The sequence below is a fragment of the Peterkaempfera podocarpi genome (genome assembly GCF_042466665.1).
Classification (GTDB): domain Bacteria; phylum Actinomycetota; class Actinomycetes; order Streptomycetales; family Streptomycetaceae; genus Peterkaempfera; species Peterkaempfera podocarpi.
Window position 1 is genome coordinate 8447800 of the sequence record NZ_CP162102.1, and the last position, 21228, is coordinate 8469027.

Annotated in this window: 15 protein-coding genes; 9 read left to right on the forward strand and 6 right to left on the reverse strand. The window is 72.5% G+C overall.

What is annotated here, in order from left to right; translation table 11 throughout:
- Window positions 1–269 precede the first annotated feature (269 nt).
- From AB0761_RS36745 to AB0761_RS36760, 4 genes are all read right to left on the reverse strand, one after another.
- The gene (locus AB0761_RS36745) at window positions 270–785 is read right to left on the reverse strand and encodes a hypothetical protein (RefSeq protein WP_377273618.1); all 516 of its coding nucleotides are present in this window, start codon (window positions 783–785) and stop codon (window positions 270–272) included.
- Window positions 786–957: 172 nt separating this feature from the next.
- Window positions 958–1386 carry an ATP-binding protein gene (locus AB0761_RS36750; RefSeq protein WP_377273619.1) on the reverse strand — a complete coding sequence of 143 codons (429 nt, stop codon included), beginning with the start codon at window positions 1384–1386 and terminating at the stop codon, window positions 958–960.
- Between the two features lie 640 nt (window positions 1387–2026).
- Window positions 2027–2812: a zf-HC2 domain-containing protein gene (locus tag AB0761_RS36755; RefSeq protein WP_377273620.1), complete on the reverse strand. Its 786-nt coding sequence runs from the start codon at window positions 2810–2812 to the stop codon at window positions 2027–2029.
- A 28-nt stretch (window positions 2813–2840) separates the two neighbouring features.
- Window positions 2841–3461, reverse strand: a complete 621-nt coding sequence (locus AB0761_RS36760) for a sigma-70 family RNA polymerase sigma factor (protein WP_377273621.1) — start codon at window positions 3459–3461, stop codon at window positions 2841–2843.
- Window positions 3462–4454: 993 nt separating this feature from the next.
- Between AB0761_RS36760 and AB0761_RS36765 the strand changes: the two genes are divergently transcribed.
- The 7 genes from AB0761_RS36765 (at window position 4455) to AB0761_RS36795 (ending at window position 13858) form a co-directional block, all read left to right on the forward strand.
- A complete protein-coding gene (locus tag AB0761_RS36765) occupies window positions 4455–4751 on the forward strand; it encodes a cupredoxin family copper-binding protein (protein WP_377273622.1) in 297 nt (98 codons plus the stop codon).
- Window positions 4748–5746: a metallophosphoesterase family protein gene (locus tag AB0761_RS36770; protein ID WP_377273623.1), complete on the forward strand. Its 999-nt coding sequence runs from the start codon at window positions 4748–4750 to the stop codon at window positions 5744–5746. The genes AB0761_RS36765 and AB0761_RS36770 overlap by 4 nt, the downstream gene beginning before the upstream one ends.
- Window positions 5743–6192, forward strand: coding sequence for a hypothetical protein (locus AB0761_RS36775; protein WP_377273624.1), 450 nt, complete (start codon window positions 5743–5745; stop codon window positions 6190–6192). The genes AB0761_RS36770 and AB0761_RS36775 overlap by 4 nt, the downstream gene beginning before the upstream one ends.
- A gap of 532 nt (window positions 6193–6724) precedes the next feature.
- Window positions 6725–8725, forward strand: coding sequence for a hypothetical protein (locus AB0761_RS36780; RefSeq protein WP_377273625.1), 2001 nt, complete (start codon window positions 6725–6727; stop codon window positions 8723–8725).
- A 47-nt stretch (window positions 8726–8772) separates the two neighbouring features.
- Window positions 8773–10047 carry an FtsX-like permease family protein gene (locus AB0761_RS36785; protein WP_377273626.1) on the forward strand — a complete coding sequence of 425 codons (1275 nt, stop codon included), beginning with the start codon at window positions 8773–8775 and terminating at the stop codon, window positions 10045–10047.
- On the forward strand, window positions 10044–12767 hold the full coding sequence (locus tag AB0761_RS36790) for an FtsX-like permease family protein (protein ID WP_377273627.1): 2724 nt from the start codon (window positions 10044–10046) through the stop codon (window positions 12765–12767). Before AB0761_RS36785 ends, AB0761_RS36790 begins: the two co-directional genes overlap by 4 nt.
- Window positions 12764–13858 carry an ABC transporter ATP-binding protein gene (locus tag AB0761_RS36795; RefSeq protein ID WP_377273628.1) on the forward strand — a complete coding sequence of 365 codons (1095 nt, stop codon included), beginning with the start codon at window positions 12764–12766 and terminating at the stop codon, window positions 13856–13858. The genes AB0761_RS36790 and AB0761_RS36795 overlap by 4 nt, the downstream gene beginning before the upstream one ends.
- A gap of 232 nt (window positions 13859–14090) precedes the next feature.
- Here the strand turns inward: AB0761_RS36795 and AB0761_RS36800 are convergent, their stop codons facing one another.
- Window positions 14091–14573, reverse strand: a complete 483-nt coding sequence (locus AB0761_RS36800) for a MarR family winged helix-turn-helix transcriptional regulator (protein WP_377273629.1) — start codon at window positions 14571–14573, stop codon at window positions 14091–14093.
- 93 nt (window positions 14574–14666) lie between these two features.
- Here AB0761_RS36800 and AB0761_RS36805 point away from each other — a divergent pair, with 93 nt between their 5' ends.
- A complete protein-coding gene (locus AB0761_RS36805; RefSeq protein WP_377273630.1) occupies window positions 14667–15551 on the forward strand; it encodes an alpha/beta fold hydrolase in 885 nt (294 codons plus the stop codon).
- A 225-nt stretch (window positions 15552–15776) separates the two neighbouring features.
- On the opposite strand, the gene AB0761_RS36810 is transcribed toward AB0761_RS36805, so the two are convergent.
- The gene (locus tag AB0761_RS36810; protein WP_377273631.1) at window positions 15777–16724 is read right to left on the reverse strand and encodes a helix-turn-helix domain-containing protein; all 948 of its coding nucleotides are present in this window, start codon (window positions 16722–16724) and stop codon (window positions 15777–15779) included.
- Window positions 16725–16813: 89 nt separating this feature from the next.
- On the opposite strand from AB0761_RS36810, the gene AB0761_RS36815 reads away from it, so the two are divergent.
- Entirely contained in the window at window positions 16814–20983 is a 4170-nt protein-coding gene (locus tag AB0761_RS36815; RefSeq protein WP_377273632.1) for a S8 family serine peptidase, read from the forward strand.
- Window positions 20984–21228 lie beyond the last annotated feature (245 nt).

Consider the following 21228-nt stretch of genomic DNA (forward strand, 5'->3'; position numbering starts at 1 on the left):
GCGTTCGGGCCGGACGGACGCCCGGCCGCTGTCCCTGGGAGCAACCATGTCCGGGCACCTGGAACTGCCGATGGGTCTTCGCGTTCGGCCGCGGTGCGTTGACCGGCTTCCCTGGCGTGACCGTTCCTGTCGCCGATCGGCGTGATGTTCGCGCAGGGCCGTCGGGCATGTGAGGCGAGGCAAGTGGAGTGGGCCGGTTGCCGCGGGGGTGTGCCGGGTGTCGATGTTCTTGCTCACGTGTCCTTCTCCTTGTCGGATCGGGGGTCGATTCAGGTTCCTGGGCGCCCGGCAGCCGTCCAGGCGGCGTACTCCTGGCGGACGTAGCAGCGGTGGCCGGGGGCGGGCGTGATCGCGTTGGGGTGGTGCGGGCCGGCCACCAGGCCGGGATGGCGACGGTCGTGCAGGACGAGTTGCTCGGCGGTCTCTGCGGCGGCTGCGACCGGGCAGGGGTCGGGGTTGTCGAGGGCCATCCGGTCCATGAGGGCGGCCCGTCGTAGCAGCCAGGCGCGTTCGGCGGCCGTCGCATCGACCGGGGGGCCGGTGACGGGCCCGGCCTGGCGGCCGTCGCGTTGGGCCCCGATGGCGAGCACCTGGTGCAATTCGCGGTGCAGGTCCGGCGCATCCGCGTATGCCTCGTGCGGGGTCGGGGCGTCGATTGCCTCACCGCTGTTCGGGGTGACGTACATGTTCACACCTCCGTCGGTACGCAGGAGTCGGCGCCGCAGCGTCGTGTTCCGGGCGGGGTCGCCGTGGTCGAGGGCCGGTGGGTGTGCGGCGGATCGCATGTGCTCCCGGGCCGGGCCCGGGCCGCGGTCGACGGGGCACGACGTGTGGGTCGCGAGGGCCCCGGCGGGGCCGTCGGGTGACCGGGTGCCGCAGCCGCTCCGGTGACCCGACGCTGTGCTGAGGTGCCGGCCGTGGCAGGGGGCAGCGCTTGGTGCGGAACGTCCGGCCCGGTCATGGCGAGCACCTGAGGCAGGCGCGGACCTCGCGGCCGCTGTGTGTCTGGTGGACCTCGGTCGACTGGGCGAGGTACTGGACGATGCCGGTGCCGCGGCCGTGTTCGTCCGGGGCGACGGCGGGACGCTGGCGTTCCACTGCCGTGCCGGAGTCGGTGACCACGATGTGCAGAGTGCCGTCGTCGAGGGCGAGCAGCAGGGTCATGCGTTCGCGGCCGTACTGGGCGGCGTTGGCGGCGAGTTCGTCGACGATGAGAACGGCGGAGTCCCGCTCGCTGGCGGGCACGCTCCAGGTCTCCAGCAGATCGTCCGCGAAGTGACGAGCGGCGGAGACATGCGCCTCCTGTGCGGGCAGGGTGAGCAGCGCCTCGTGGCGGCCGGGCTGGCCGAGCAGTGAACTGGGGCTGGGGGAATCGGTCACAAACATGGTTTCTGGCTCTTCTGTGGATGTGCGGAGAGCGGAACGGGGGAGAGCTCCAACAATGTCGGGGCTGTCACTGGGTTCGATCCTGAAGGGGCGCGCTCATTCAGTTCCACGGACGATGCATGGCGAACGGTTCGAGTTGTTCGCCCTTTTTGTTTGACTTCTTGCGAGTCACGACAATGGCGGCGGCGTGGCTGGGCTCACTCGCCTCCGCCCGGGCTCGTGGCCGTACTCGGCCGGATCGGGCACCGGCAGCTCGCTCCCTCGCCCGCGGTCTTTCGGGCGGTCCTGCGGGAACGTCGCGCCGCAGGGCCGGACTAGCGTCCCTGCCCGTGTCTCGGATCGGTCGCGGCCCGAACGGCGTGCAGGCGCCCTGGGCTGTCTTCTCCGGGCTGCACGGACTTCGGGGGAAAAGGCGAGTTGGGGCCGCCGGCCGTTCGGTGAACCGCATACCTCTGCTTGCGCGCGGGACGGGGACTACTTCGGCTGGCCCCTTGCTGAGGTCCAGGGCGGCGCCAGCGGCCACCCGGAGAGGGGGTGCACGCCGCGTCGGCGCACTCATGCATCAAGTCGGCTGGGGGCGCGGCCGGTTCGCCGGAGCCGGGGCGCGGGCCACCGGCTCCCGGAGGCCGTCGGCCTCGCCTCACGCCTGGATGGTGACCAGTCTCTGACCGTTGTCTGCGAGGATCTCGAAGTGGTCGATGGCTCCCGGGAACATGGCAACCGCCCCTGGCACCGTGGTGCCGGAAGGGTACTCGCCCGCCCGCCAGGTGGCGCCTTCCGCCCTGGCTCCGCCGGGTCCAACCGCCTCCAGTCGGCAGGTGATTCCAGCGGGCGCCCCCTTGGCGGAGACCTGTAGGACACTGCCCCAGGCAGAAGGCCAGACCTTCACCGAGGCGGAGACGCCGGTGGTGGGGTCGCTTCCGGAGAAGGAGCGCAAGGCGGCCGGTGCGGTCGGCCCGGGCGGCGCCGCCTGACTGCCCACGGATCCGACGGCCGCCAGCCATGTGCCGCCGGCCGCTGCCGCGATGAACGTCAGCGAGGCGGCCGCGCCGGCCAGTTGCAGACGCCAGGTCCTGCGGCGGCGGGCCGCGGCCTGCTGGAGCAGTCTGTCCAGCACGCCCCCTGCCGGTGCCTCCGACGCTGCGGGCACGGCGGGCCGCTCGTGCGGGCCCTGCGCGCTTTCGGCCGCCCGTGCCACCAACAGGTCGGCCAGGTGCCCGTCGGCTGTCGGCACCGTCCGGCCTGAGGCTTCGGCTTCGGTCACCGTCGCGAGCAGCGCGGGCAGTCCCGCCAGCCGGGTGTGTTCGGCCCGGCATTCGGCGCATTCCGCGAGGTGGATGCGCACCTGCTCCATCTCGGCCGGGGGCAGCGTGCCCAGGATGTATCCCCCCAGTGCCAGTCGGAGGACGTCGTGCTTCGCACTCATCGCAGCCACCTCCTGCCCGCCACGGTCGTCATGGCTCGATGCCCCGTTCCTGCAGCGCCAGCCGCAGGGCGTGCAGGGCGTAGTACGTCCGCGACTTCACGGTGCCCAGCGGGATGCCCAGCACCTGTGCGGCCTCTGCCATGGTTCGGCCCCGGTAGTAGGTCTCCAGGAGGACGGCGCGGTGGTCCGGGGAGAGCGACCGGACGGCGTCGGCAATCGCCCAGCTCTGCAGTGCCTGCTCGATCTGGTCCTCGCCCGGCGTCTGCTCGGCGGCCCGCTGAAGGGCCTCGCCGCCGGCCTCGGGTGGTCTGGCCTGCCGGGCCCGGTGGGCGTCGATGACCAGGTGCCGGGCGACCGTACAGAGCCATGCCCGGGCCGGGCCGCGTGCGGGGTCGAAGGCGGCGGGGTGCTGCCACGCCCGCAGCAGTGTCTCCTGCACCACGTCCTCTGCCCATTGCCAATCTCCCGAGGTCAGTCGCAGCACGTAGTGGAACAGGGCTCCTGCGTGCTCTGCGTACAGGGTGCGCAGCAGTTCCTCGTCTGCGGTCGAAAGCGCCCCTCTACCAGTGACACGGTGCGCGGAGCGATTGGGATCGGTCCTCGGACCACGTTTTCGGGCACTCCACGGCATAGGCCGATCATCGCGCATATGCCCTGCTTTGTCCTGTAACGCACAGCATGGAGCGGTGACGATTTGTATGCGTCTCGGTTGATATGTCCCTGCCGGGCCTTGTGGCTCGGGAGGGCCAAGCGTGGGCGGGTCCCGGGAGGCCGGCTGATCTGCGGCGATGCCAAGAAGTCTGACAAAAAGTGCAAATCTGCTGAACCGTGGGATGCCCGCCGTCCGTGGAGCCGGACAAGAGCCGCATCACGCGACGCAATTCCTCATCGATTCCCCCACGCAGCAAAGGACGGACCAAAGATGACCGAGGTACACCACGCAACGGACGCGCTGCTGGCACCGGCCAAGCCCACCCCGCCCCCGCGCATCCATGCAGGCGCCACCGTGCGGTCCCCGCCGGTGCCCGGCGCACACCACGGCGACGGCCCTACGCGCACCGCGATTGAGGGCCGCGCGACCACCGGGACAGAACTCCGCCCGGCTCCGCGTGCGCACCACCCGTACGGACACCGCCGACCTGCCCCGAGTCACTCGCTCCCCACGGGGGAACTGCCCCACGCCGCCCGCACCTTCGCGGCGCACAAGGGTGGATCTTCAGCGCGGGACACGTCGAGGCGGCCCGCCGGCCCGGGACCGCACCCGTGCCCGTTTACCGGGTCCGTGAGGGCCACGCGCCCATGAACACGCCACCCACCACATATTCCTGCGGCTACGTGCGCCGAGCCGGCGCAGCCACCATCTCCGCCTGACCAGTGAGGAACGCACACCATGCACCTGAACTTTCACACACGAGGCCGACGGGCACGCGCCGCCGCCGGGCTGGCTGTCGCCGGCGTCGCCGCTGCCGGCGCGGTGGGGCTTCTCAGCTCATGCGGCCAGTCGTCGCAGTCCTCCGCCAACGCAGCCGGCGCCATCACACCCGGCCGGGGTCAGCACCAGACGGTGGGGATGCCCGGCGCCACGGGGTCAGGGAACGGCTCCGCCGCCGGTGCCTCGCCGATGCCCAGTATGAGCATGCCCATGAGTCCCTCGAGCACGGGCGCGCCGGCCGCGCCGGTGAACGGGAACGCGGTGGCGATCAAGAACTTCGCATTCTCCCCGGCCACACTGAAGATCAAAGCGGGCACGAAGGTGACGTGGACCAACCAGGACACTGACGCCCACACCGTCACCAGCGCCGGATCGGGCGGCCCGTTGCATTCGGCCGCCCTGGCCACCCATGCCTCCTACAGCTACACGTTCACCAAGCCCGGCACCTATGCCTACCTCTGCACCATCCATCCGTTCATGACCGCCACCGTGGAGGTGACCCGATGACCGACCACTACGACAGCCACGACGGAGCGCCGGCCGACAACGGTCAGCCCGACATCGAACACGGCATGACGCGACGTCAACTCCTGCGACACGCAGGATGGTTCGGCGGCGCGGTGGTGCTGACCGTGGCGAGTGGAGAGGTGATAAGCCACATCGCCGGCTCCAGGGATACCAACGCCGGGGCCGTGGCCGGGACCGCCGCAGCGGGAAGCGGCGCGCTGCGGTTCGTGCAGGTCTCCGACAGCCACATCGGGTTCCAGGGCCCGGCGAACACGGATGTGGTCGGCTCCTTCGCCGAAGCGGTCAAGCAGGTCAACTCGCTCGGATTCAGACCTGACTTCGTCATGCACAGCGGCGATCTGACCCACCTGTCCACAGCCGGGCAGTTCGACCAGGTCAAGCAGATGATGGCCGGAATGAGGACCGACCGCGTCTTCACCGTGCCGGGCGAGCACGACTCCATCGGCGATGCCGGCCGTGCCTACCGGCGGACCTTCGGCATGGGCACGCTCGGCGACGGCTGGTACAGCTTCGACACCCACGGCGTGCACTTCATCGCCCTGGTCAACACCCTGAGCCTGGAGAAGCTCGGCCACCTCGGCGACGACCAGATCGACTTCGTTCGCAAGGACATCGCCGGACTGTCGTCGGACACCCCCATCGTGGTCTTCAGCCACATCCCGCTGTTCGCCATGTACCCGAAGTGGGGCTGGAGCACCGACGACGCCCTCAAGGTCATCGCCATGCTGCGCCGCTTCTCCTCCGTCACCTGTCTCAACGGGCACGTCCACCAGCTGTTCACCAAGACGGACGGCAACATCACCTTCCACTCCGCCACCACCACCGCCTACCCCCTGCCCAAACCGGGCCACGGCCCCGCCCCCACCCCGCAGGTCGTCCCCGCCCGGCAGCTCAAAGACGCACTCGGCATCCGCAGCGTCGGCTACCGCCAAGGAGACCGCGAACTGGCCATCAAGGACCAGAGGCTGGCATGAACACCCACAGATTCCTCACCCCCACCCTGCGGGCGATGACCGCCGCGACCCTCGCCGCCAGCGGATACATTCACGCCCAGCTCTACATCGACGGGTACCGCTTCATCCACATCATCGGCCCCCTGTTCCTGCTCCAGGCCGGCGCTTCCTTCGCCCTCGCCGCCCTGCTGCTGATCGGGACACCACCCCTGCTGCTGAGGGCCGCCGCGGCAGGCGCCGCGCTCGGCGCTCTCGGCGGCTTCACCGCTTCGCGCACCGTGGGAGTGTTCGGATTCACCGAGCACGGTCTGCAGCCCGCGCCACAGGCCGTCCTCAGCCTTCTCGCCGAAACCGGCACACTGCTCCTCCTCGCCGTCTGGCAGGCAACCCTGACCAGACAAACCCACACGGTCCGACCGCCCGTCAGGACACCCGACCGGGCCACCACCCGCCGACCACCCAACTGAACCACCAAGCCACCCGGGATGCCTGCGTCCTGGCTCAAGGTGCGGCGGGACCGGCACAACCGCACACCGCTGCACGGGCTGTCACGACGGAGACTGTTTGCGGCTGGACGGTGTTCGTGCCCTTCTTGCTCGATGAGGAGATCTGGTTGCCCATCGACTCCGGCTGCTGCGATTCGACGATGGTCGCGGGCGCTCCCCAGGTGCTATCGCTCGCGCAGAAGCCGGCAGCAGCCGTCGATGTGGCGCCCAGGACCCCAGCGACATGCGACAACCTCGACCTGAGCATGTGGTTCAGGGACGGAGCGGCGAAGGAACTGGCTGGCAATCGACCAGGGCCGTGGAGTGATCCCTTGCGCCGGGCCTCCCTCCGGCACCGGCGTGTGGCCACAGTCCGGGACAGGCACCGCCACCGCGCCAGTCCGTCGGGTACGGGCGCCAGAGGACGCCCAGGAGCAGGAATGGCCGCAGCGCAGGTCCGTATGCAAACATGACGAACCGCGTAAGCGGGCCGACGACGGGGGGCCGGGTACGGATGGGCTTGTTTGTGCTGCTACGCCTGCGGGCACACCGACTGCCTGCGGCGGCCGCACTGCTGACGGTCCTTCTGGCCGGCACCGTCCTCGGCGCACTCGCCGGGGTCACCTCCGCCGTGGGCGACGCCGCGGTCCGCGAGGCGCTGCAGAGCACCGACGCCGCAGCGACCCCGCTGCTGCTCCAGCGGAACGTCGAGCACGAGGGACTGCCGGCCGCCGACGCACAGGTGCGGACGATCGCCGCGCAGGCGTTCCCGGGTCTGCCGACCTCGGTGGCCGCGCTTGCCGAGTCCGACCCGTACGGCCTGCCCGGCCCGGCGACCGGTGGCAATACGGACATCACCGTGCTGGCCACCCCGGACCGGTCGAAGCTGCTACTGGCCTCCGGCAGTTGGCCAGGGCCCGCCGAGCCCGGCTCGCCGATCCCCGTCGCCGTGCCGCTGGCGGCGGCCGCCCGGTTCGGCGCCGAACCCGGCCGCACCGCCGCGACGGGGGACGTGCACTCCCTGGCCGACCGGCTCACCGGAAAGACTCTGCCGATCCGCATCACCGGCGTGTACACCATCCGTGACCCCGCCGACCGCTACTGGCAGCTCGACCCGCTGGGCGGCAAGGGGACCTCGAGCGCCACACCGGACTCCAGCTTCACCAGCTACGGCCCGCTGCTCGTCGACACCGCTGCCCTCAGCACCGGGGCCGTACCGCAGCGCCAGGTCTTCTGGCAGGTCACCGCAGACTTCCGGGCCATGACCGCAGCACGCCTGGGCCCGGTTGCCGCCGCGCAGAGCGCCGTCGTGCATCGGCTCAACACGGCAGCAAGCAGCTCCGGGCAGAACGTCAGCGCGACGAGCGACCTGCCGACCCTGCTCACACAGCTGCAGCAGACGGTGCTGCTGGCCCGCTCCGCGCTGCTGGTGACGATGCTCCAGCTCGCCCTGCTCGCCGTGACGACGCTGCTGCTCGTCGCCCGCCTGCTCGCCGCGCAACACCGATCGGGCGACGCGCTGCTGCGCGCTCGTGGTGCCGCGCCGGGCCGGATCGCGGCGCTGGCAGTGGTCGAGACGGCGCTGCTGGCGCTGCCCGCCGCCGTGCTGGCGCCGCTGCTGGCCGGGCCGTTGGTGCGTCTGCTGGGCGAGTACGGTCCGCTCGCGGCGTCCGGGGTGCGGCTGGACGGCCCGGTGCCGGCCGCCGCGGGCTGGGCCGCGGGGGCTGCCGTCGTGGGCGCACTGGTGCTGTTCGCTCCCGTCCTGGCCCGCCTGCGGACCGGCCCTGCGCAGCCCGGAGGCCGCCAGTCCGCACTTTCGGGCATCCTGCGCGGGGGCGCCGACGCGGCCCTGGTGGCACTTGCCGTCGCTGCGTACTGGCAGCTCAGCCACAGTGGCTCGAGCGGCGCGCTGTCCCCGGACAGTTCCGGCGTGCTGGGCATCGACCCGGTTCTGGTGGCTGCCCCGGCGCTGGCGCTGTGCGCCGGAACGGTGCTGACGCTGCGCCTGCTGCCGCCCGCGGCACACCTGGCCGAGCGGCTCACCGCGCGACTGCGCGGCCTGCCCGGCGCGCTGGCGGGCTGGGAGGTCTCCCGGCGGCCGCAGCAGGCGGCGGGACCCGTGCTGGTGCTGGCCCTCGCCTCCGCGATCGGCACCCTTGCCGTGGGCCAGGGTGCTTCTTGGGAGCGCTCCCAACGCGACCAGGCGGCCTTCGACACCGGCGGCGACGTGCGTGTGGCCGGCAGCGACACCCCCGGGTTCGGACAGGGCGGCCTCTACGCTGCACTGCCCGGCGTCACCCGGGCGGTCCCGGTCGCGCGTACCTCACTGCCGCTGGGCGCGGACCGGATCGGTGAGCTGCTGGCCCTGGACACCCGCGCCGAGGGCGGCTCGTACCCGCTCCGCTCCGACCTGGCCGACCGCGACGCAGCCCGGCTGCTCGGCCCGCTCGCCGACCTGCCGGAGACGGATGCCCAGCGCGGTATCCCGCTGCCCGGCCGCCGGCGGCCGCGCTGACCCTCGACGTCAGCGCCACGCTGACGCCCGGATCCAGCGCGGCGTCCATGGACCAGGCCACCGACCAAGTCGTCCTGCAGGTCACCGACCGCTACGACATGCACTGGACGCTGCCCACCATCGACGTGCCGACCGACGGCCGACCGCACTCCGTGCGCGCCGACCTGGCGGCAGCGGCCGGCGACGGCACCCCCGCCTACCCTCTGACCCTCAGCGGACTGACCGTCACCACTCCGGAGGCGCAAGTCGCGCCGGTGCAGCAGGACTTCGTGGTCCGCGCCGTGCGCGCCGACGCGACACCCGCATCCGTCCCGCGCGCTTTCGCCTGGAAGGCGTCGTACGACGACGGCATGCCGGACGGCACTGTCGTCGCCGCCCCGGACGGAGTCCCGGCCGTCGAGGGGAGCCCGAGCCGGCCGATCGCGCTGACGCTCGACCCCGGAATCACCACGCTGCGGCCCGACCGCGGCTCGCTCGGCACGCTGCCCGGCGTCGCCGACCGGCGCTTCCTGGAGTCCAGCGGCGCGCACGTCGGCAATGTGGTGCCGCTCCGGTTCGGCTCCGGGGTGATCCGGGTGCGCATCACCGCGGCCGTCAGCGCGCTGCCGGGCACCGGGGCCGCCGCCGAGCAGGGCCTCACCGGCCGCCTGGCCCAGAGCGGCGACAACGGATCCGACGGCTACGGCGGGGCGCTGCTGGTCGACCTGGCCGCCTTCGACCGGCGGGCCGACGCCGCCCTCATCGCGCCGATTCTGCAGCACGAGTGGTGGCTGGACGTCAGCGGTGCGCCCGGCGCCGCCGAGCGCACCGCCGCCGCGATCCGGGCCCGTCCCGGGAGGCGAAGCGTGTTCGTGCGCGACCAGGTCACCGCAGAGCTTCTGCACGACCCGCTGGGGACCGGCCCCGAGTCGGCGCTGCTGGCCGCGTCCGTCCTGGCCGCGCTGCTCGCCGCAGTCGGCTTCGGCGCGGAGGCCTCCGGCGCGGTACGCCGGCGCGCCGGCGAGGCGGCCGTGCTGCGCGCGCTCGGCGCGCCCCGGCGCCTGGTGGCCCGCAGCACCGCGGCCGTGCTGGCGCTGCCGGTGCTGCTCGGCGTGGCCACCGGCGCGCTGCTGGGCGAGGCACTGACGCGGCTCGTCGTCCCACTGCTGGTGCTGACCCCGCAGGCGACCCCGCCTGTACCCGCCGTCCAGGTGCTGCTGCCCGCCGCACCGCTGGCGCTGCTGCTCGTGGGGGTCGGCGGCGTGCCGCTCCTGGTGGCGGCGCTGTCCGGGCGCCGAGGTGGCGACCCGGCCCGCAGCCTGCGTCGATCGGAGGAGTCATGACCGCCGCCCGCCGCCGGGCCCTCGCGCCGTGGACCCGCACCCAGCTGCGCACAGCGTCCGGCGCCGCCGCCGCGCTGTGCCTGCTGGTTCTGGCGACGGCCTTCCTCGCGGCGGCCCTGCCGTCCGCCTCCGCCCGTGCCGACGACACCGCCCTGCGCCGCCGGATCGCCGCCACCGACCTGCAGGGGCGCAGCATCACGGGCACCACGGACCCCGGTTTCTTCGGCGCCGGGGGCGCCATGACGGCGGCGAAGGTCCAGAACGCGCTGGAGGCGCTTGTCCGTCCCCCGCTGGTGGTGGACAAGGCCACCAGCAGCTACGGCGACCGCGGCCTGGAGACCGTCAGCCTGACCGGGAGGAACATGCCGCGACCCGATGGGCTGGCGCCGGTCGTCGCCCTGGCCTGGCAACCGGGCCAGGCCGCGCACGTGCATCTGGTCGAGGGCAGGCTGCCGCACGACCCCGTTCCCCCGCGAGGACCCGACGAACAGGTCACCCGGCTGGTGCTGGAGACCGCGGTGAGCGAGCAGACCGCGCGGATCCTCGGCGTGCACGCCGGTGCCCGGCTGAGCACCGGAACGGTGGTCACGCTGGAGGTCGTCGGTGTGTACCGGCCGCTGGATCCGTCTCTGCCCTACTGGGTCGCCGACCAGCGGCTGCTGCGCCCCGAGCTGGACTACACCACGTCGCAGGCGCGGTACTGGAACGTCGAGGGCCTGGTCGCCCCTGGCGCGACCGACTGGTTCACCTACTATTTCGGCGGCAGCCTGGCGTACTGGTGGCTGCCCCTGGTGCCGGGGAGCCTGCACGCCGACGAGGTCGGCGCCGCCCGGGGCAGGCTGGCCGGCCTGCTGTCCGGCCCCGAGGCTCTCGCCGCGCTGGGCATGGCAGATTTCGGGGACGACGGCATCACGCTGACCAGCGGGTTGCCCCGCGTTCTGGACGAGTTCAACCGGCGGGAGAGCGCCCTCCACACGATGCTCGCCGTCGGTGCGGCCGGTGCGGCCGGCGCCGCCGCGGCTGTGCTGCTGATGGCCGCCGGGCTCGCAGCGGAGCGCCGGGCGCGCGAGGTCGCGCTGCTGCGGGCCCGCGGGGGCGGGATGGCGGGGCTCGGGCTGCGGTTGCTGGCCGAGACCGCCGCCGCGACCACGCCCGGCGCGGCAGCCGGCACGGCGCTGGCCCTGGTGCTGCTGCCCACGCGGCACGTGGGTACGCCGGTGCTCGCCGGCGTGGCCGTATGGGCACTGGCCACCATCGGCGTCCCGGTCCGCATCCTGGCGCGGCACCGGGTGCTGCGGGCGATCGGCCGCGGCGACGATGTGCTGACGGCGCGTCCGACGCGGCGGCGCACGGTGGCGGAGCTCGCGGTGGCTCTCGCGGCGGTCGCCGCCGTCGCCTCGGTGCGCCGCCGCGGCACGGCGTCCGGCGCGGACCTCTTGCTGACCTGTGCACCGGTGCTGCTCGGACTGGTCGGCGCGATCGTGGTGGCGCGGCTGTACCCCGGGCCGCTGCGGGCGGTCGGACGTCTGTGGTCCCGTCGCCGCTCCGTATCCGGTTTCCTTGGCCTGGCCCGCGCCGGACGGGCCCCCGCCGGCTCCGCACTGCTGCACACCCTCGCCCTGCTGCTGGCTCTCACCGCGGCCGTCTTCGGCACCGAGATGCTCGCCGGTATCACGCAGACCTGGGACCACACGGCGGCGGTGCAGGTCGGCGCCGACGCCCGGGTCGAGGGCAGCTCGGCGCTGCCGCCCGCCCTGGTCACCGCGGTGAGCCGCAGCCCCGGCGTGCGCTCGGTCGTCCCGGTCGACCACCCCGGCGGCGGCTCGCTCGGCAACGGCACCCACTACCAGCTCTACGCCGTCGACCCGCAGGCCTACTCCGCCCTGGCCCGGAAGCTGGGGACGGCGCAGCCTCTGCCCACAACGCTGTTGGACGGCGGCGGCAGCGGCCCGCTGCCCGCGCTGGCCTCACCCGCACTGGCACGCCGCATCGGCACGCAGCTCGTCCACCGCAACGACATCGTCGGCACGTACCAGCTCAAGGTGGTCGGCACGGTGGGCGGCACGCTGTTCACCCCGGACGGCAACATACTGGTCGTGTCCGCCCCGGCGCTGGCCCGGACCACCGGGCTGCACCGGCTCGCCCCGGAGCTGCTGCTCATCGACGGCCCGGTCGACGGGCCGGCCCTGCACGCGACGGTGGCGCGCGCCCACACGACGGCGTCGGTCGAGGTCCGCTCGGAGGTGGTGTCCGCCCTGGACCGGCAGCCCGAGCAGGCCTCGGCGACCACCCTCTACCTGGCCATGGTGGCGGCGGCCGCGCTGTTCGCCGCACTCGCGGTGCTGCTGGCACTGCTGCACGCCGCACCGGGTCGGGCGGCGCTGCTGGCGCGGCTGCGCACCATGGGGCTGACGCCCAGTCAGGGCTACCGGCTGATCCTGGTGGAGGCGCTGCCGCAGGTGCTGGCCGGTGTGGTCGCAGGCATCGCGGTGGGGCTGGCGGCAGTGCCGCTGTTCGGCCCGTCCGTGGACCTGGCCGCGCTGGCCGGCACGGCGGACGCGCCGGGCGCCGGCCCTCCGGCGCTGCGGCCGGCGCTGCTGCCACTGGCCGGGCCGGGCTTGGCAGTGCTGCTGCTCGCGGTGGCCGTGGTCGCCGTGGAGGCCGCGGTGGTGGGACGACGACAGCTGACGACCGAACTGAGAGCGGGGGACCAGAGATGAGCACGAGCGGCGGCCTGCACCCGGCAGACCGGGAGCACCGCGAGGCCGGACCGAGCCTCGACGAGCTGCGCGCTCGCGTGGCCGCGGAGCGCGAACGGCCCGGCTACGGCCATGACGCGCTCATCACCTGTGACCGGCTGGTGCGGATCTTCTCCACGGACGGCGTGGAGGTGCAGGCGCTGCAGGGCGTGGACCTGACTGTGGCACCCGGAGAGCTGATGGCCCTGGTGGGAGCATCCGGCAGCGGCAAGTCGACGCTGCTGCGGATCCTGGCGGGCCTGGACGTACCGACGGCCGGCCGGTCGGTGGTGGCGGGCTGCGACCTGCTGACGATGGGCGCGGCCGAGCGGCTGCGCTACCGGCGGGAGGTGGTCGGCTTCGTATGGCAGCAGACCGCGCACAACCTGCTTCCCTATCTGACAGGCATTCAGAATGTCGCGATGCCCATGCAGTTGAGCGGTGGTCCGGCCGGTTCCAGGTGGGGCCGGCGTCGACGGTTGCGTGCCGGACGCGCGGCGGACCTGCTGGAGCTGCTGCAGGTGGGTCACTGCCGGGACCGTCGTCCGGAGCAGATGTCCGGCGGCGAGCAGCAGCGCGTCGCGATCGCGGTGGCGCTGGCGAACAACCCGGGTGTGGTGCTCGCGGACGAACCGACCGGTGAGTTGGACGCGGAGACCGGCGCGATGATCTTCGATGCGTTCCGCACGGTCAACCGGGAGCTCGGCTCAACCGTGGTGATCGTGACGCATGACCCGGCGGTGGCGGGGGAGGTGCGCCGCTCAGTGGCGTTCCGGGACGGCCGGGCCAGCTCGGAGGTGCTGCGCCGGTTCGCCACCGACGAGCACGGCGAGGAGTCCGTCGAGGAGCGCGAGTACGCGGTTCTGGACCGGGCCGGCCGGCTGCAGCTGCCGCGCCAGTTCCTGGAGGCACTGGGCATGGAGCACCGGGTCGAGGTCTCACTGGAGCCCGACCACGTCGGGGTGTGGCCCGAACACGGCACCGCTCCTGCCGCGGGGCGGCGGGAGGACGGCGTGGGGGAGGACGGCACAGGGGAGGGCGGCGCCGGGGAGGACGTGGGGCGGAGCGCGTGAGCTCGCGTCTCCAGGCGCGGCGTTCGCGCAGCCGGTTGCGGAGGGCGCCGAGCCGCGGGGGCCGGGTGCGGGCCTGGGCGGCGGTGGCCGTGCGCAGCCGGATCGCGGCCAGCAGCAGCGCACCGGCCGGGGCGGACCGGCCGCCGCCCCGGGACCAGCCGGGGGTCTCGCGCAGTGCAACTGCTTCAGGTGGTGAGGGACATCGACGCGAGACGGGATCCGACGCGTGTCGTCAGATCGTCTCGCCGAGATCCTCGTGGAGTCGTGCCAGGTCCTGAGTGCTCGGCCGCCGGTTCTTGGTGAGCCGGGTCAAGTGTGCTTCGAGGGCGTCGAGCTGCTCGGCTCCGATCTGCGCCGCCCAGCGGTCGCGCACCTCGGTGAAGAGCGCCGCGCCGAGGGTCATCATGTCGTGGCCGCAGGCTGTGACGCGCAGTCGTTTAAGGCGTGCGTCGCTCGGGTCGGCCTCGCGTTCGACGTATCCGAGCCGCTCGAGGGCGGCGATCGTCTTGGCGGCTGCCTGCTTGGACACCGACAGGCTGCGGCCGAGTTCCGCGGCTGTGTCTGCTCCCTCGTCGATGGCGCGCAGGGCGGGCTCGTGGCCTGCGCGCACGCCTTCGTGTCCGCGGCTCGCCAGCTCGCCGTGCACCTCGTCCACCATCGACTGGAAGCCGCCGAGCAGCAGCAGCGCAAGCTCAGCGCCTGGTGACCGTGCCATACGACGCATCATACGAGAGCCCCGCCGGGGTCGACAACCTGGCTGTCGACCTATAGGTTGACAACCAGGTTGTCGACCAGATGGAGGGCAACAATGAACCCCACGACCCGCGGCGCCACCATTCCGGGCGCCCAGCACCACCGCATCAGCCTCAACGGCACGCAACTGCACTACGTCTCAGCCGGAACGTCCGGATCCCCCGTCATGCTGGTCCACGGCTTTCCGGAAACCTGGTGGGTCTTCCACAAACTGATCCCCTTGCTCAGCCGGCACCACCGGGTGTTCGCCCCGGACCTGCGCGGCTTCGGCGACTCCGCCACCGCCGCGACGGACCACGACAGTGCGACCGCGGCCCAGGACCTGAGCGAGCTGATCGCCCGGCTCGACCTCGGCCCCGTCCACCTCACCGGCCAGGACATCAGCGGCCCCACCACGTTCCGCGTCACCGCCACACACCCGGACCTTGTGCGAAGCTACGCCGCGATCGAGACCGGGCTGCCCGGGTTCGGCGTCGAAAGGCTCGCGGACGTCACTCACGGCGGTGCCTGGCACATCGGTGTTCTCGTCGCCCCCGGCATCCCGGAGATGCTGCTCACCGGGCGGGAGCGCGTATTCCTCGCCGACTACGCCCTGCCCTCCCTCTGCGCGACCCCTGATGCGTTCACCGACCAGGACATCGACGAGCTCACCCGCTCCTACGCGCGACCCGACGCGTTCAACGGCGCCGCCGGGCTCTACCGATCGATGCTCAGGGAAGGCGAGGAGATCCGGAAACTGGCGTCCCAGCACCTCGCCACGCCCGTGCTCGCCGTCGGAGGCAGGTCAGGAGACTTCACGCCGGCGACACTGCGCCAGGTCACCAAGGACGTGAGCTCCGTCTCGCTCGACGGCATCGGCCACTACGCGGCGATGGAAGCACCCGGGCGGCTCGCGGAGGCCCTCCTCTCCTTCTACCGGACAATCGACAGCGCGGAATGACACACAGGCCCGGACTGAGCGCAGAACAGGCGCGCCTTCCGACGCGGGGTGGCCTCCACCGTACGAGCAACGCGGTCACACGGTGAAGGTCAGGCGGGCGGCCCCGATGCGAAGGTGAGCGGAACCGGCGTCCGTAGCAGCCGCGCGCACGGACGCGTCATGACGCACCGCCTGCCGAGTGGAGCAGGCACGACGAGCGACTCGCGCGCTCGACCCGACCCGGCGTCACAGCCAGCCGCTGCGGGCGGCGATCGCTCCGGCCTGGAAGCGGTTGGCGGCCCCCAACGACTCCAGCAGGCGGCTCATCCGGCGCCGCATGGTACGTACCGACCAGCCGAGCTGTCGGGCTATCGCCTCGTCCTTGAGGCCGCTGACCAGGAGCATCAGGAGCTGACGGTCCTCCTCGCCGAGCGGGTCCGCGGTGGGTGCGCCGAGCGGGGTGGCCTGCCGCCAGCACATCTCCCAGTAGTCGATGAGCGAGTCCAGCAGCGCGGAGGGGCGGATGACCGCGGCGCGTACGTCGGTGAGGTCCAGCGACAGCGGCATCAGAGCGAGCCGGCGGTCGGCTATGGCGAGTTTGACCCTCAGCCCTGGCAGCACCCGTGCCTGTTCGCCGTGGTGGACGAGGTCTCGGATGTCCCTGAGGACGCCCGGCCACTCCAGGGCCTCCGGGGCGTAGACCGAGCGGTACACCACGCCGCGGGCCAGGGCGGTCGCCTCCACCGGATTCGAGGTGGTCAGCGCATACGGCGGCCGGTCCAGGGTGATGACCTCCTTGCGCGCCTCCTGTTGCAGTCGTACGAACCAACGGCCCAGCTCCTCGCTGCCGGTGGCGAGCTCGACCTCCTCGGTGGCGGCGTTCCGGGCCCCGGCGAAGAGCTCGGACAGCTCCGTTGCCGCCGACCGGACCCGGTCCAGGTCCAGGGTCCGTCCCCTGATCAGAGCCTCCAGCGCCGCCTGCGGCTCGATGGCCGTGTAGCGGCGGCGGGCTCCGGCGAGCCGGCTCACCAGCCCTTGCTCGCACAGCCGGTCCAGAGCCCGGACGATCCGCTCGGCGGAGCAGTCGAGGTCGGCTTCGAGTTCGCTGGGGCGCGCCGTGTGCCTTGCAAGGACCGCACGGTAGACGCTCTCGTCGAACGGAGCGACACCCACGGCTGAGAGCTGCTTGATCATGCAACTACCTTGGCCCACGGGTGCCACTGACAGCAATGGGCCACGGCGAATCGTTGCATCCGCAAACAGCTCCCCGTAAGACCTTCCCCATGGCGATATCGATACGAAGATCACTCAATGTCGGGCTGGCAGCCGTCGTGGTGGGAGGCCTCCTCTCGTGGGTTCCGCCCGCAGCCGGCTCGGGGGCCCCCGGTCCCGAACGGCGGGTGATCGTCGAACTCTCCGGAGCCGCCGCGATCACCGCCGCGCCCGCCGGCACGGCACCGTCAGCCCGAGCCGCCGAAGTCACCACCGCACGCCGCTCGGTGGCATCCCGGCAGCAGGACTTCCTCGGCAAGGCCGCACGGGCCGGCCTGCACCCCGCCGCGGTCCGCACATTCAACCTCCTGGTCAACGCCGTGGCGATGACCGTCTCCGCCGACGAAATCCCAGGACTGTCCGCGATGCCGGGCGTCACGGCCGTCGTCCCGGACATCCCGGTGCGGGCCCAGACCGACGTCAGCGTTCCGCTCATCGGCGCGCCCCAGGTGTGGAAGCGCCAGGACCCGTCGGGCAAGGCCGTGCGAGGGGCAGGGGTGACGGTCGCCGTCATCGATTCGGGCGTGGACTACACCCACCCCGACCTCGGCGGCGGATTCGGCCCCGGGCACAAGGTCGTCGCCGGGTACGACTTCGTCAACAACGACGCCGACCCGATGGACGACAACGGCCACGGCACCCACGTCGCCGGGATCATCGCGGGCAAGGCCGCGGAGCAGGGCGGGATCACCGGCGTTGCCCCGGACGCCACCATCGTCGCCTACAAGGTGATGGACGACCAGGGCAGCGGCTACGAGTCCGACATCATCGCGGGTGTCGAGGCGGCAAGCGACCCCGCGAACCCGCATCGCGCCGACGTCATCAACATGAGTCTGGGCGGCTCCGGCGACGGCACCGACCCGCTGGGTCTGGCCGCGACCGCCGCCACCCGGGCAGGCGTCGTGGTGGTGGCAGCCGCCGGGAACTACGGCCCCGGTCCGGACACGGTCACCACCCCCGCGTCCGCCGACGGGGTCATCGCCGTCGGGGCGTCCACGAGCAACCTCGTGCTGCCCACGGCCTATCTGGCCGGCCCCCACCCCCAACTCCTCCAGACCAACCGTGAAACCATGTCGGCGAACCCGCCGACCAAGCCGTTCACGGCCCAGGTCGTGGACGCCGGCTCGGGCAGCGCCGAGGACTGGTCCCGGGTGGGCGACGTCCACGGCAAGATCGTGCTGGTCCAGGCGACCCCGGACCTGGAGCTGGCCCGCGAGGCGGAGCAGCGCGGGGCCCTCGCCCTGCTGATCGGCCCCCTGTACAGCGGCGGAGGAGACCCGCAACGCACCGCGGCCGGCGACGGGACCGTCGCCGTCACCGCCGGCGCCCCCGGCATCGCCGCCTCCGGCGATTCCCAGCGCATGGACAAGCTGGTCGTCCTCAGCATGGACATGGGCCAGTACCAGGAACTGAGCACTCGCCTGGCAGCCAAGCCCGTCTCCGTCACCGTCCGCGGCACCGACGCCACGGACCAGATCGCCTCCTTCTCCTCCCGCGGCCCCTCGCCGCGCTACGAGTTGAAGCCTGACCTGGTGGCGCCGGGCGTGGAGATCCGCTCCACCGTGCCGAAGAGCCTGTACGCACCCGGTGAGTTCCGGATGTCCGGAACCTCGATGGCCGCCCCGCACGTCGCGGGCGCCGCCGCCCTGCTCCGCCAACTGCACCCGGGACAGTCGCCGGACACGGTGAAGTCGGCCCTGGTCGGCACGGCCAAACCGCTGGACGGCTCGGAACCCACCACCCAGGGCGCCGGTCGCCTCGACGTGGCCGCGGCAGCGAACGCCGTCGTCACCGCCACGCCCGCCAGCCTCTCCTTCGGGCTCGCCGACCTCTCCCGGCCGACGATCGGCGGCACCAGGACGGTGACACTGCGCAACTCCGGGACGCGGCGACTGACCGCGACCCTGAGGACGAGCGGCGCCGCCGAGGTCAGCCCGCAGCACATCGACATCGCTGCGGGGGGTACCGCCACGGCCGCCGTCACGATCCGGACGGCGCGGCCCACCGCCGACACCGAAGTCACCGGACGTCTCACCGTCACCGCCGGCAGCGGACCGGCGATCACCGTTCCCTACCTGCTGGTCGCACAGCATCTGATCGCGCAGGCCTCGCCCGATCCCAGCGACGGCCACTCCACGGTGTTCGTCTACAGCCCGACCGCCCTCAGCGGCCCGCCCACCGTCACCGTGACCCCGCCGCACGGCAACGCCACCACGGTCACCACCGTCCTCGACCACGGCACCTGGTACCGGGCCGCGGTGACCGGGCGGAGCGCCGGGGCGTACAAGGTGACGGTCGCCGGAACGGCCGCCACCGGTCAGCGGCTTGTCGGCTCCGACGCCTTCGAGGTCACCCCCGAGGACAGCAGGGGCAGCCAGTGGGAGCCCGTGGGCCCCAACACCGACGGCGGCCAGCTCACCACCGTCCCCCGTGCGCCGCGTCAGGCCGTACTGACCGAGTACCGCAAGGCCGGCCCCTGGCTCACCACCGACAGCGGCGCGACCTGGACCCAGCTCAACCGGCTCCCGATGGCCAGGGGCAACGGCACGGTCGTCGTCGACACCAATGACTCGAGCCGCTGGTGGTACGCCGTCAACGGCGACGGCGACGCATCGACAGCGCAGCTGATGCAGGGCACCATCCTGCGGACCCGGGACCGGGGCCGCACATGGCAGACCCTCGACGTCCCCGACACCCATATCGCCGCACTGGTCACCGACGAGCAGACCCACACCCTGATCGCCGTGACCGACGCCGGACTCCTCGTCAGCACCGACACGGGCGACACGTGGACCGCATACCCCGTCGGAGTGTCCGGCGACGTCACGGGGGCGGCGGTCTCCGGCGACGACCTCTACCTCTCGACCCCGGCGGGCATCTGGGTACGCTCCGGCGTGCTCTCGGGCAACCTCACGGACTCCCGGCAGGTCTACGACTCGCCCGACTTCACCACCCAGCGGCTGGCCGCGGACGGCTCCGTCGTCGTCGCCTATGACGCAGAGGCCGGTCTGGTCGGCTCGTACGACCAGGGCAAGACCTGGTCCACCCTGCACACCGTCGACGACGCGGTCACCAGCCTGAAGGTCTCGGGCGACGAGGTGTTCCTCGGGACGACCGGGGTGAGCTGGCTGGGCCGGAACGACGGCCGCACCTGGGCGCCGATTCCCATGCCGCAGCTCAACACCGCGCCCAGCGACTACGACCGGTGGGCGGACGGATCGTTCACGGTGTCCACCGATCTGGCCGGCCTCTACCGGGCAGCCGCCCCCGGCAGCGACTACCGCCGGATCGGCGTCCAGGGCGGGACCGCGTACGACCTCGCAGTCACCGGGAACACCCTCCTGGCCGGAACGGAAACCGGCATCCAGCGGGCTCAACTGCCCGTCAGCGCCCCGGAATGGGGACCGTCCGGCAACGAGGGACGCATCGGGGAGAGGGTCGGCCTGGTCGCGGTGTCCCCCAAGAACCCCAAGGTGGTGTGGAAGGTCACCTCCTCCGCGGTGGGCACCTTCTCCGTCTCGCGGAGCGAGGACAGCGGCAGCACCTGGGAGCAGAAGACCACCTTCGGGGGCCAACCGAAGACACTCACCGTCGACCCCGCCGATCCGCAGCGCGTACTCGTCGGCTACGAGTCCCTGGGCGACTCGGGCCTCTTCGCGACCGCCGACAACGGTGCGACGTGGAAGGCGCTGCACCACGATGCCAGCTACGACGCCGTGATCGGTGACCCGCACAACCCGATGCGCCTGTGGCTGGGCAACGCCCAGGGCCTGTACCGCTCGGACGACGGCGGGGCGACCGTCACGCAGGTCACCGAGGGGGCCGTCTCAGCGATCGACCTCGACGGCACCCGGCTGCTCGTCGGGGGCGGCGGCATCCGGGTGAGCAGCGACGGCGGCCGGACCTGGCGTACCGCGGACACCGGGGGCCTGCCGACGCGAGTCTCGGACCTGCTCCGCGTCGGCAGCACGCTCTACGCGGCCACGACACGCTACTCACCCAACGACCTGCCCAAGGGCGGCCGTGGCGTGCTGCGCAGTACCGACAACGGCCTGACCTGGAGCAACATCTCCAACGGGCTGCAGAATCTGGACGCCACCAAGCTCGCGGCCAGCCCCGACGGTGCCTACCTGTACGTCGGCACCATCAGCGGAGGGGTGCACCGTCTGAAGGTGCGCTGACCTCGACCAGCCACACGGGGGGCGACTCGCACAGAGCCGCCCCCCGTGTGCGTCGGCGTCCAGCCGGCGGACGGGGAGTGCACGGCCAGCCGCGGCGCGGTCGAGCGTGACATCGCCGGGGCTGGACGGGTGCCCCCGGACGTGCGCGTGCATGGGCTGCGCAGCCTTGCAGCCCCCAGCTCGACAGCCCCCGCTCGGGCCAGGGTCGCGGGCCGTCGGCTGGTGCACCGAGTGGCTCGACGCGT